The sequence below is a fragment of the Kribbella antiqua genome, from assembly GCF_004345665.1.
In the GTDB taxonomy this organism is placed as follows: Bacteria; Actinomycetota; Actinomycetes; order Propionibacteriales; family Kribbellaceae; genus Kribbella; species Kribbella antiqua.
The window spans coordinates 295,458-308,181 of the sequence record NZ_SLWR01000003.1; the positions used below are offsets into that span (position 1 = coordinate 295,458).

Here is a 12,724-nt window from a genome sequence, read left to right on the forward strand (position 1 = left end):
ATTCAGTAGCCAGAGTGATGGACCGTGACAGGTGCGGCCGGAAAGGATGGCAGCATGACTACACGTTTCGGGATTTTCGTTCCGCAGGGCTGGAAGATGGATCTGGCGGAGATCGCCGATCCGGTGGAGCAGTGGGAGGCGATGACCGCCGTCGCCAAGCGGGCCGACGACCAGTCCTGGGACTCGATCTGGCTGTTCGACCACTTCCACACCGTGCCGGAGCCCAGTGACAACACCACCTTCGAGTGCTGGTCCGCGACCGCCGCGCTGGCGCGTGACACCGAGCGAGTGAACATCGGCCAGATGGTCGGCTGCAACGGCTACCGGAACCCCTCGCTCTACGCGAAGATCGCGTCCACCGTCGACGTCGCCAGCCACGGCCGCCTGTACGCCGGGATCGGCGCCGGCTGGTACGAGCACGAGTGGAAGGCGTACGGCTACGACTGGACCGAGGTGCCGGAGCGGATGGCGGCCTTCCGCGAGGCGACCGAGATCATCGTGAAGATGTGGACCGAGGACAAGCCGGTCTACAACGGCAAGTACTACTCGATCGACGCGCCGATCAACGAGCCGAAGGGTGTGCGCAAGCCGCACCCGAGCCTGTGGATCGGCGGCGGCGGTCCGAAGGTGACGCTGAAGCTGGTCGCGCAGTACGGCGACGCGGCCAACATCGGCGGCGGCAACCCCGAGGTGATCAAGGAGAAGCTGGCGATCCTGCGCGGGCACTGCGACAAGGTCGGCCGCGACTACGACGAGATCATCAAGTCGACCAACTTCAACGTGTTCCCGATCGACAAGGGTGACGACCCGCAGCGCGCGACCGAGAAGGCGCTCGGCCCGATGAACCGGGAGAAGTTCGACCGCGACAACTTCATCGCCACCGAGGACGAGATCGCCAACAAGGTCGAAGCCGCCCTCGAGGCCGGCGCCGACTACGTCATCTTCTACGTCCCCGGCGTCGCCTACGACCTCGACCTGGTAGACCGCGTAGAGCAGGTAGCCAAGCGCTTCGCCTGACCATCCCGGCACCGGCGCGACCCCGTTTGGTGGGTTCACCCAGCAGATGAGGGGTTCCCCGTCCGCATACGGGCGGGGAACCCCTCATTTGGCTGGTGGACCCATCAAATGAGGGTGACCAGAATCGGTCATGGCGGGTGTACGTCAGGGGGAGTGGTGGACCGGGGCCATCGGCAACTGTAAGGCTCCCGAGGATGGCCTCGCGTGGGTCGGGGCATCGGGAGGTTTCCCCCTGTGACTACCCGATCGTCACGGTTCACGACGAGCCTGATCGCGACGGTGGTCGCCAGTTCCCTGCTGCTGGCGACCACCGTCGCACACGCCACCACCCCGGCCGGCGCCACCACCTCGGCCGATGGCGCCGGCGCCGGCAGTGCCGGGCAGCCGACGCCGGGCGCGAGTACGCACCGGATCACCCTGGTCACCGGCGACATCGCCGAGCTGACCACCAGCTCCAACGGCCAGACCTCGGCCCGGCTGACCAGCGACGAGCCCTACTACGTCGGCAGCTTCGACGGCGATCTCAGCCTGGTCCCGGCTGCCGCCTACCCGTTGCTGTCCGAGGGCCGCCTCGACAACCGGCTCTTCAATCTGACCGACCTCGTTGCGCAGGGGTACGACGACGCGAGCAGCGACCGGCTGCCTCTCCTCCTCTCCGCGCCGTCGACCCTGCGCAACGCCCCCTCAACCCCGCAGGCCGCGACCCTCCGCCGTACTCTCCCCAGCGTCGGCAGTACGGCGGTCACCGTGCAGAAGGCCGACGCGAAGACCTTCTGGGACAGCATCAGCGGTCCGAAGACCTTCAAAAGCACAAGCGTCAACAAGATCTGGCTCGACGGCCGCACTCACGCGACCCTCGACCAGTCCACGAAACAGATCGGTGCCCAGACCGCCTGGCAGGCAGGGTACGACGGCAAGGGCGTGAAGGTCGCCGTCCTCGACACCGGGTACGACGCCAACCACCCGGACCTCGCCAAGCAGGTCGCAGCGTCCGAGAGCTTCATCCCCGACGAAGCCGTCCAGGACCTGCACGGCCACGGCACTCACACCGCGTCGATCGTCGCCGGTCTCGGTACGGCGTCCGCCGGCAAGCGCAAGGGTGTCGCTCCCGGCGCCGAACTGCTGATCGGCAAGGTGCTCGACAACAGCGGCGGCGGCTTCGACTCCGAGGCGATCGCCGGCATGGAGTGGGCCGTCCAGCAGGGCGCCAAGGTGATCAGCATGAGCCTGGGCGGCTGGCCGTCCGACGGCACCGACCCGATGAGCGAAGCGGTCAACCAGCTCTCCAAGTCCAGCGGCGCCCTGTTCGTCATCGCCGCCGGCAACTCCGGCGCCGAGGAAACCGTTGGTTCTCCCGGTACGGCGGCCGAGGCGCTGACGGTCGGTGCGGTCGACCGCGACGACGAGCTGGCGTCGTTCTCCAGCCGCGGCCCACGTCTCGGCGACGGCGCGATGAAGCCCGAGGTGACCGCGCCGGGTGTCGAGATTGCCGCCGCCCGCGCAGCCGGGACCGAGCAGGGCCACGTGCTCGGCCAGTACTACACAGCGATGAGCGGCACGTCGATGGCGACCCCGCACGTCGCCGGCGCCGCCGCGATCCTGGCCCAGCGCCACCCGGACTGGACCGGCCAGCAACTGAAGGCCGCTCTGGCCGCGACCGCCGTACCGGCCAAGGATGCGACCCCGAATGAGCAAGGCCTCGGCCGGATCGACATCCCGAAGGCGCTCGACCCGAAGGTTCTGCCGGACACCGCGAACCTGTTCTTCGGCGATGTCTCCTGGACCGGCACCGCCCCCGCGCCGGTCACCCGCAAGGTTGCCTACCGCAACAACTCCACCAAGCCGCTCACCCTCAACCTGTCCATCGCAGCTCAGTCACCCGGCAAGATCGCAGCCGCTTTGACCGTCAGCCCGGCGAAGGTGACGATCCCAGCCGGCGGTACGGCGTCCGCGACCGTCACCCTCGACCTGGCTAAGACCCAGCCGGCCAAGTACTCCGGCGTCCTCACCGCCCGCAGCGGCAACCAGTCGTACCGGACCGGTCTCGGCTTTGCGGCCGGCGGCCGGCTGAACCAGGTGACCGTGAAGGCGATCGGCCGCGATGGTCAGCCGGCCACGACCAAGGGCGGTTCGAGCGGCGTTCAACTGTGGAACCAGGACACCGGTGACGTCACTGCGGTCGCCTTCGACCAGACCGGCAGCCAGACCCTCGAGGTGCCGACCGGGCGCTACAGCGTGATGGCGTACGCGATGGGTGGCGACGAAGCCAACTGGACGAACTCGATCACCTTGCTCGGTGATCCGGACGAGTGGATCGACAGCGACCGCACCTTCACCTTCGACGCCCGCAAGGCGAACAAGGTCACGGTGAAGACCCCGCAGCCTGCCGATGCGGAGAGCGTCGGCATCGCGTGGCACCGCAAGGTCGGCGACCGCGACGCGGTGTCCGGCTGGTTCTACCACGGCGACCGGGTTGCCAACGGCGTCTATGTGCAGGACTTCGGAAAGGTTGCCAACGGCACTTTCCAGGTCGTGCAGCGCTGGGATCTCGCGCAGCCCAAGCTGACTGTCGACGTCGCCGGCGTGGGCAGCAGCTTCCGCCTGCCGACGCCGTACGGAGCGTCGTACCGGACCGACTACGTCGGGAACGACACGCTGCCGCTCTACAACGGCGGTGACGGTACGGCGGCTCAGCTGGCCGGGGCCAAGGACAAGGTGGCGCTGGTCCGCTGGGTGTCCTTGAGCCAGACCACCAAGCAGGTCAAGGCGGCCAAGGATGCCGGGGCCAAAGCTGTCTTCATGTACAACGAGAAGCCCGGGTTCTGGTCGACCGGCTCCGAGCAGGGCATCCCGTTCTACCTTCTGCGTGCCGAGCAGGGGAAGCAGTTGCTCGACCTGCTGGCCAAGGGGCCGGTGTCGCTGCAGCTCAGCGGAGTACGGGACAGCACTTACCGCTACGACGTGGCTGTCGGTCCGTCTGTGGTGAAGGGCGCGCTCACGTATGACGTAGCGCGGATGCGACCGGCGGTTGTCACCACGGACTACCAGCGCAACGACGCGTGGTACCTGCACACCGACCAGCGGATCGCTCATCTGCCCGGGCTGTCGACCGGACTGACTGCCAGCCGCAATGTCAACGGTCCGGTCACGCGCACGGACTACCTGGTCAGCGACCTTAACGGCGTCTCCTGGGACGAGAAGACCGCGGCAGGGGAGTGGAACGAGTCCGGCTACGAGTACACGACCTCCCGGACCTACCGCGCAGGCGAGAAGGTGACCCGCGGCTGGTGGGAGTCGCTGATGCGTCCGGCGACCCCGGACAACGCCGTCGGCAACGAGACGCAGGGGCTGCCGGCCGCTCGGTTCGAGAACGCGCTGCGGATCGCGATTCCACAGTACGTGAGTGGTGACGGCGTCGTCTACGGCTGGGGTGACCGCGGCGACGTGACGAGCATGAAGCTGAGCAGCAACGGTGTGGAGCTCGGCAGCAAGAACTGGTCCGTCGCGCAGTTCGCCGTACCGGCTCAGGCTGCCTGGTACGACCTGACGCTGGAACAGAAGCGTGGTCCGAAGAGCTGGAAGGCCACCTCGACCGTGACCCACACCGAGTGGCACTTCCTGTCCAAGCCGGCGCGCGGGCGGTCCGTGCTCCCGCTGGTCCAGGTCGACTACACGCTGGCCGACGGCTGGCTCCAGCTCAAGCCCGGGTACCAGCCGGGTGCCCGTGGGCTGGGCGTCTTCCGCACAACAGCGGAGATCTCGTACGACGGTACGACGTGGCAGCGGCTCCAGCTCACGCCAGGGTCAGTGAGGGCGGCGCGAATTCCTGCTGCTCCGGCTGGGGCGTCGTACGCGAGCATTCGGGTGACGGCGACGGATCTGGTTGGAAACAAGATCAGCCAGACCATCGAGCGGGCCTGGGCCACCAAATGAAATGAACGTTGCTGTGCTGGATGAACGTTAAAAATGGGGCGACGCCACGAAGCCGGGGGGATGTGCTCCGTGGCGTCGCCAGGGGCGCGCCAAGGGAGGGGTGGGGGCAGGCGCGCCGGTCTGTGGAAATCAGCTCCCGAGGATGCCTCCACCGAGAACACCGAGCAGCCCGAGCGCGGACAGCAGGTTCCGGATCACCTGGTCGACGGCCTTCGTGCCGCCGGTCTGGTACGCCGTCACGCACTTCTGCAGCTGGTCCTGCGTCGGCTTGGTGATGGTCACCTTCGCCAGCTCCGACTGACAGTACGTCGTGGCCGTCTTCAGCTCGGTCAGAGTGCTGCCGACCGTACCGACGATGAGGCCGGCCGTGGTCTGCAGCTTGGCCACCGGGTCGGCGGTCGGAGTGGTCGTCGTCGGTGGCTTGGGAGTCGACGTGGTCGGGTCGTTCGTCGACGGGTCGCTGGTGCCCGGCTTGTTCGTCGTCGGCTTGCTCGACGGCGGTGTCTTGGTCGGGCTGCTCGACGGCTTGCCGCTGCTCTGCTCTGTCGTCGACTGCGTCGGCTTCGCCGCACCCGGGTAGGTCGGCTGGTCCACCGCCTGCGGCAGGTTGTTGTCGGCCGGGGCGTCGATGGTCGGGTCGCCGACCTGATCGCCGGGCCGGTCGACGCCGTCGCCGGTGGTCCCGTTGCCGACAGCGATCCAGCTGCCGCCCGCGTACGCCCTGGCGATGCTCAGCACCAGGTCGGCGTACTGCTGGGAGTGGTTGTAGCGCAGCACGGCCGCGTTGAGGTCGCTCGCCTTGGACAGGTTGGTCTTGCCCGAGCACAGGTACACCGCGGTCGACATGGCCGCGTCGTCGATGTCCTGCGGGTTCCGCACGCCGTCGCCATCGCCGTCCACGCCCATCGCCCGCCAGGTGCCGGGGATGAACTGCATCGGGCCGACCGCGCGGTCGAACGCGCCATCACCGTCGAACGCACCCGCGTCCGTGTCGGTGATCCGCGCCGTGTTCACGCCGTCCAGTCGCGGGCCGAAGATGCCCGGTACCGCGACGCCCTGGGAGTTGAGCGAGTTACCGCCGAAGCGGCCGTGGTTCGACTCGACGCGGCCGATCGCGGCCACCAGCGTCCACGGCAGGTTGCACGCCGGGTCGACCTGCGCCATCACCTGCTGAGCCCGTGAGTACGCCTTCAGAGCCGCGGTCGGAATGCCGTTGCGGGACAGGCCGGAGACCACCTGGGTCGGCTGCTCGCCCGGATCGACGCCGTGGCCGACCACACCGGGCACCGGCACGTTGGCCGGCTCCGCGATCGGCTGCTTCGGCACGACGACCGGGTCCCTGCCGGACAGACCCTGCTCCAGCGATGCCGTGGCGACCGCCGGATCATCCGTGGCACTGACGGTGAATGCGCTCGCGAACAACGCCAGCGGGATGAGCGGCGCCACCTGACGCCACCCGCTACCCGTGGCGCGGCGCTTGCCCTTCGCCATCGATGATCCCCTCCGTGACTCATCGACCTGCCCAGCCCCACGCTGCGGACACGTCATTGCGTCTTGTCGGTCGCCGTCGTCATTGGTCTAACGCCCGCCCCGTGCGTGGGTTACGCGCCGGACGAGACCGTGTACGAGCGGTCACCGGGTACCCATACTGGCCCGTAACTTCACACAAGTGAAGCCCCCGGCGGGCCGAGTCGAGGGCAATTGGTGCTGCCCGCCCATCTGGCCCGCTGGTCTGTCGGGGAGAATGGCGGCCGTGCCCGACCACACAGAACAGTCCGCCGCGCTCTTCGACAGGGCTTCCGCAGTCACCCCGGGCGGGGTCAACTCTCCCGTGCGGGCCTTCCGCGCCGTCGGCGGCGTGCCGCGTTTCATGGCATCGGGTGACCGATGTCACATCACCGATGTCGACGGGAACAGCTACCTCGACCTGGTCTGCTCCTGGGGTCCGATGCTGCTCGGCCACGCGCACCCGGAGGTGGTCGCCGCCGTCCAGGCCGCGGTCTCCCGCGGTACGTCGTACGGGACTCCGACCGAGAACGAGGTGCTGCTCGGTGAGGAGATCGTCGCCCGGACGCCGGTGGACAAGGTCCGGCTGGTCTCGTCCGGGACCGAGGCGACCATGTCCGCGCTCCGGCTGGCCCGCGGATACACCGGCCGCGCGAAGATCATCAAGTTCGCCGGCTGCTACCACGGCCATGTCGACGCGCTCCTGGCTCAGGCGGGTTCCGGCGTACTGACGCTGGGAATCCCCGGCACGCCGGGTGTCACCGAGGCCACCACCGCGGACACGATCGTGCTGCCGTACAACGACCAGGCCGCGATCACCGCCGCCTTCGCCGAGTACGGCGACCAGATCGCGGCTGTCATCACCGAGGCCTCGCCCGGCAACATGGGCGTCGTACCGCCGCGGGACAACTTCAACGCCTTCCTGGCCAAGACGTGCAAGGACAACGGCGCGCTGTTCATCTCCGACGAGGTGATGACCGGCTTCCGGATCACCCGCTCCGGTTGGTACGGCGTCGACGGCGTACAGCCTGATCTGATGACGTTCGGCAAGGTGATGGGTGGTGGGTTCCCGGCGGCCGCGTTCGGCGGCCGGGCCGAGATCATGTCCCACCTCGCGCCGGAGGGCTCGGTCTACCAGGCGGGCACGCTGTCCGGGAACCCGGTGGCGACCGCGGCCGGTCTGACGACACTGCGGCTGGCGACCGACGAGGTCTACGCCAAGCTCGACGAGACTTCGGCCACAATCCAGCGGCTCGTCAGCACCGCGCTGGACAAGGAAGGTGTGCCGCACGTCATTCAGGCGGCCGGGAACCTCTTCAGTGTTTTCTTCGTGGAGTCCTCGGAGGGACCTGCCGAGATCCGGGACTTCACCGGTGCCAGTGCTCAGGTGCTGCCCCGGTTCGCGGCGTTCTTCCATGCCATGCTGGACGCCGGCGTCTACCTGCCGCCGAGCGCGTTCGAGGCCTGGTTCGTGAGCAGTGCGATCGACGACGACGCGCTGGCTTCGTTGGAGTCGGCCCTCGCCCCGGCTGCCCGCGCGGCAGCCGCAGTACAGAACTGAAGGGCCGTACTGAACTGATGGAAAGGGCAGCGGTGACCGAAACGACGGTCGTGCACCTGATGCGTCACGGCGAGGTGCACAACCCGACCGGCGTGCTCTACGGCCGGATCCCCGATTTCCACCTGTCCGAGCTCGGCCGCAAGATGGCCGAGCGCGTGGCCGAGCATGTGGCCGGCCGCGACATCGTGCACCTGGTCAGCTCCCCGCTGGAGCGCGCCCAGGAGACGATGGAGCCGATCGCCAAGACGTTCGGGCTGACGCCGGACCTCGACGAGCGGGTGATCGAGGCGGCGAACCTGTTCGAGGGCAAGAAGTTCGGCGTCGGCGACGGCGCGCTGCGCAACCCGAGCGCGTGGTGGCTGCTGCGGAACCCGATCAAGCCGTCCTGGGGCGAGCCGTACCAGCAGATCGTCCGACGGATGAGGGACGCGATCGAGACGGCCCAGCAGAAGGCGGCCGGGCACGAGGCGCTCATCGTGTCGCACCAGTTGCCGATCTGGATCGTCCGGTCCGCGATCGAGAATCGCCGCCTGTGGCACGACCCGCGCAAGCGGCAGTGCAGCCTGGCCAGCCTGACCTCGTTCACCTTCCACGGCGAAACGATCATGTCTGTGGGCTATGCGGAACCGGCGAAGGATCTGCTGCCGGTCAAGAACCCGAAGAAGTTCGTGGGCGGGGCCTGATGTTTCGTCGTACGGCGCTTGTCGTCGCAGCTGGGCTCCTGGTCGCGGGCTGCAGCTCGGGGCAGCAGTCGGCGCAGAATCGGCAGGGGCAGACCGGGTTCGTCAGCGGCTCGGGCAACGTGTCCGTCTTCGCCGCTGCCGACCGCGAGCAGGCTCCAGCGCTGACCGGTACGACGCTCGACGACAAGACCTGGAGCCTGGCCGACCAGAAGGGCAAGGTCGTCGTACTGAACGTCTGGGGCTCGTGGTGCTCGCCCTGCCGGAAGGAAGCGCCCGATCTGGTCGCGGCGGCGAAGGAGCTCGGCCCGTCGGTGCAGTTCATCGGGCTGAACACCCGCGATCTGGACAAGGCGCCGGCCCGCAAGTTCGTCCAGGAGTTCGGCGTGACGTATCCGAGCATCTACGACCCGAACGGCCGGCTGCTGCTCGGATTCCGCGGGCAGATCAGCGCGGCGGCGATCCCGAGCACACTGGTAATCGACAAGAACGGCAAGGTCGCTTCGCGGGTGATTGGTGAGGTCACGAAGCAGACGCTTCTAGGAATGGTGAAAGACGCGGCTAGCTGATGGGTGATTGGTTCGCCCAGTCGATGACGGGCTCGATGCTGGTGGCACTGCCGATCGCGGTGCTGGCCGGTGCGATCTCGTTCTTCTCGCCCTGCGTCGTACCGCTACTGCCCGGCTACCTTTCGTATGTCACCGGGCTGTCCGCGGCCGAGCTTGGGTCTCATCGCCGCGGCCGGATGCTCGCCGGGACCGGGCTGTTCGTCGCCGGGTTCTCGGCCGTCTTCATCCTCACCGGCGTCGTCTTCGGTGCCGTCGGCAACGCACTGATCGAGCACCAGACGGCGATCACGCGGGTGCTCGGCGCGCTGACCGTCGTACTGGGACTGGTCTTTCTCGGCGGGTTCGGGTTCCTGCAGAAGGATCTCCGGGTGCACCGGGTGCCGGCTGTCGGAATCGCGGCCGCGCCGTTGCTCGGCGTACTGTTCGGATTCGGCTGGACACCGTGTATCGGGCCGACGCTCGGGACCGTGATGACGCTGGCCACCACTGAGGGCAGCACCGGGCGGGGTGCGACGCTGGCGCTGGTGTTCAGTCTCGGGCTGGGCATTCCGTTCATCGTCGCGGCGCTGGCGTTCCGGCGGATGCTGGGCGCGGTGGCGTGGGTCCGGCGGCACCAGGTGCTGGTGATCCGGATCGGCGGCGTACTGATGATCGCGGTGGGGCTGCTACTGCTGACAGGAGTGTGGGATTCGATGACCGCCGATCTGCGGCAGTGGGTCAGCAACTTCGGATCGGCGGTGTGACATGACCGCGGTCAAGGACCACGTCGCCGCACCTGCCGAACCGCCGCCCGCCTTGGGTTTCGTCGGGTGGCTGCGCTGGATCTGGCGGCAGCTGACCTCGATGAAGACCGCGCTGGTGCTGCTGTTCCTGCTGGCACTGGGCGCCGTACCGGGGTCACTGATCCCGCAGACTTCGATCGACCCGATCAAGGTGTCGGACTTCCTCACGGCGCATCCGAAGCTCGGGCCGATCTACGACAAGCTCGGGCTGTTCGACGTCTACAAGTCGGCCTGGTTCTCGGCGATCTACCTGCTGCTGTTCATCTCGCTGATCGGCTGCGTCGTGCCGCGGCTCGGCGTCTACCTGAAGGCCGTCCGGGCCCGGCCGCCGAAGCCGCCGCGCAACCTGAACCGGCTGCCCGGCTACCAGCGTTTCACGGTCGACTCGGCCGACGACGCCGTACTGGAGGCTGCGCGGGGCGAGCTTCGCAAGCGCCGCTTTCGGGTGGAGTCGTACGACGGCGCGGTCGCCGCGGAGCGTGGTTACCTGCGCGAGGCCGGCAACCTGTTGTTCCACTTCTCCCTGATCCTGGCGCTGATCGGCGTCGCCTTGGGCTCGCTGTTCGGCTACCGCGGCACCGTGCTGGTTGTCGTGGGCAACGGTTTCTCCAACTCCCTGGCGCAGTACGACGACTTCGCCCCGGGCCGGATCTTCAACGAGGACGATCTGCCGCCGTTCACGCTGACGGTGAAGGACTTCGACGTGAAGTTCCAGGAAGACGGGCCGCAGCGGGGTGCGGCGCGGGAGTTCAACGCTTCGCTGAGCTACCAGGAGACGCCGGACTCGCCGGAGAAGTCGTACGACCTGCGGGTGAACCATCCGCTCAAGCTCGACGGCAGCAGTGTGTATCTGCTCGGCCACGGCTACGCGCCGCGGGTGACGGTTCGCGATGGCAACGGGCAGGTCGCGTTCTCCGGGCCGGCGCCGTTCCTGCCGCAGGACAGCAACTTCTCGTCGTTCGGGGTGATCAAGGCGCCGGACGCCCGGCCGCTGCAGCTCGGCTTCGAGGGGTTCTTCCTGCCGACCGCGGTGATCGACCAGCGCGGCCCGGTCTCTGTCTTCCCCGACGATCTGAACCCTGCGCTGGTGATGACCGGGTACTACGGCCGTCCGTCGGCGGAGGACGGCAAACCGCAGTCGGTGTACCAGCTGGACAAGTCGAAGCTGACGCAGTTCGAGCAGAACGGCGACAAGTGGCGGTTCCAGCTCGCGCCGGGGCAGAGCATCAATCTGCCGGACAAGGCGGGGTCGATCACCTTCGACGGCTACAGCCGGTGGGTGAAGCTGCAGGTCAGCCACACTCCCGGGACGGACCTGGCGCTGGCGGGCATCCTGCTGGCGATCCTGGGGCTGATGGGCTCGCTGTTCGTGCACCCACGCCGTACCTGGGTGCGAGTCCGGACCGAGGACGGGCGTACCGTGGTCGAGGTCGCGGGCCTGGACCGCGGACCCGAGCGCGGCCTCGGCGACGAACTCCAGGCCATCGGTGAGGCCCTCAAACCAGATCGATCGAGCACGCAGGAGACATCATGAGCCCGGAGACCTACGCACACGTCTCCAACCTGCTGATCCCCACCGCCACCGTCATCTACTTCCTGGCCATGGCCGCCCACGCGCTGGAGTGGTCACTCGGCCGCACCGCGGTGGCGAACGCGGCCAAGGCAGACAGCAAGGCCGACGCCCTGGTCGCCTCCGGCTCGGCCACCTCGGGCGTCTCCGGCGGCTCGACCTCGGCAGCGTTGGTCGGCTCGACCCCGGCGGTCGCCGGTTCCACCACGCTCGGCTCGACGTCCCCCGGTTCCGGCTCAGCCGGGTCGGCGGGCTCGACTGCTGCCGCGCCGGCCGGCGCGGCTAGCGCCGGCGACTCGGCTTCGGCCGGCTCGGCCTCCTCCACCTCCGGCGCCGGCTCCGAGCGGATGGAGGCAGCTAGCCGGGTTGGTTTGTTGCTGACCTGGTTGGCGTTTGTCCTGCACCTGGGCGGTGTGGTGACCCGCGGTCTGGCTGCTGGGCGGGTGCCGTGGGGGAATATGTATGAGTTCTCCATCACGGCGTCGCTGGCGGTGGCGATCGTCTACCTGGTCTTCGTGCAGCGGTACAAGCTGCAGTGGCTGGGTCTCGGCGTGACGCTTGTCGTGGCCGCCGTACTGGGCCTGGCTTCTCTCGCGCTCTACACGCCGGCAGGTCCACTGGTGCCCGCGCTGCACTCGTACTGGCTTGTCATCCACGTCTCCGCCGCCGCGATCTCCGGTGGTGCGTTCACCGTCGGCGGCCTGGTCTCGGTGCTCTACCTCGTCAAGGCGCGTGCCGAGCGCCGGGTGCTCGCCGGTGGCACCATGTCGGCGTCGCTGCGTCGGCTCCCGAGTGCCGAGGCGATGGACGGTACGGCGTACAAGGTACTGGCCTTCGCCTTCCCGCTGTGGACTTTCGGCGTACTGGTGGCCGGTCCGATCTGGGCGGAGTACGCCTGGGGCCGCTACTGGGGCTGGGACCCCAAGGAGGTCTGGTCGCTGGTGACCTGGGTCGTGTACGCCGCCTACCTGCACGCCCGGGCGACAGCGGGCTGGCGGGGTCGCCGGGCCGCCACGATCGCGATCGTCGGCTGGTTCGTCTTCATCTTCAACTTCGTCGGCGTGAACCTGTTGGTCTCCGGCCTGCACTCCTACGCTGGGGTCTGA

The 12,724-nt window shown here is 68.2% G+C and carries 9 protein-coding genes; 8 read left to right on the top strand and 1 reads right to left on the bottom strand.

What is annotated here, in order from left to right; all coding sequences use genetic code 11:
• Positions 1 to 54: 54 nt before the first annotated feature.
• Positions 55 to 1,017: a TIGR03560 family F420-dependent LLM class oxidoreductase gene (locus EV646_RS10840; RefSeq protein ID WP_132146978.1), complete on the top strand. Its 963-nt coding sequence runs from the start codon at positions 55 to 57 to the stop codon at positions 1,015 to 1,017.
• 234 nt (positions 1,018 to 1,251) lie between these two features.
• Positions 1,252 to 4,950 carry a S8 family peptidase gene (locus EV646_RS10845; RefSeq protein WP_132146981.1) on the top strand — a complete coding sequence of 1,233 codons (3,699 nt, stop codon included), beginning with the start codon at positions 1,252 to 1,254 and terminating at the stop codon, positions 4,948 to 4,950.
• A gap of 129 nt (positions 4,951 to 5,079) precedes the next feature.
• Here the strand turns inward: EV646_RS10845 and EV646_RS10850 are convergent, their stop codons facing one another.
• Positions 5,080 to 6,441 (bottom strand): lytic transglycosylase domain-containing protein, encoded by a 1,362-nt coding sequence (locus EV646_RS10850; protein WP_132146984.1) that lies wholly within the window; start codon positions 6,439 to 6,441, stop codon positions 5,080 to 5,082.
• Between the two features lie 253 nt (positions 6,442 to 6,694).
• Here EV646_RS10850 and hemL point away from each other — a divergent pair, with 253 nt between their 5' ends.
• The 6 genes from hemL to ccsB are packed head-to-tail and all read left to right on the top strand — an operon-like array spanning position 6,695 to position 12,724.
• Complete coding sequence (gene hemL / locus EV646_RS10855; RefSeq protein ID WP_132146987.1) at positions 6,695 to 8,017, top strand: glutamate-1-semialdehyde 2,1-aminomutase; 1,323 nt, start codon at positions 6,695 to 6,697, stop codon at positions 8,015 to 8,017.
• A gap of 17 nt (positions 8,018 to 8,034) precedes the next feature.
• Entirely contained in the window at positions 8,035 to 8,700 is a 666-nt protein-coding gene (locus EV646_RS10860) for a histidine phosphatase family protein (protein ID WP_199236920.1), read from the top strand.
• Positions 8,700 to 9,266, top strand: a complete 567-nt coding sequence (locus EV646_RS10865; protein WP_132146990.1) for a TlpA family protein disulfide reductase — start codon at positions 8,700 to 8,702, stop codon at positions 9,264 to 9,266. Before EV646_RS10860 ends, EV646_RS10865 begins: the two co-directional genes overlap by 1 nt.
• Entirely contained in the window at positions 9,266 to 10,009 is a 744-nt protein-coding gene (locus EV646_RS10870) for a cytochrome c biogenesis CcdA family protein (RefSeq protein WP_132146993.1), read from the top strand. Before EV646_RS10865 ends, EV646_RS10870 begins: the two co-directional genes overlap by 1 nt.
• A 1-nt stretch (position 10,010) precedes the next feature.
• On the top strand, positions 10,011 to 11,582 hold the full coding sequence (gene resB, locus EV646_RS10875; protein WP_132146996.1) for a cytochrome c biogenesis protein ResB: 1,572 nt from the start codon (positions 10,011 to 10,013) through the stop codon (positions 11,580 to 11,582).
• Positions 11,579 to 12,724, top strand: coding sequence for a c-type cytochrome biogenesis protein CcsB (gene ccsB / locus EV646_RS10880; RefSeq protein ID WP_132146999.1), 1,146 nt, complete (start codon positions 11,579 to 11,581; stop codon positions 12,722 to 12,724). Before resB ends, ccsB begins: the two co-directional genes overlap by 4 nt.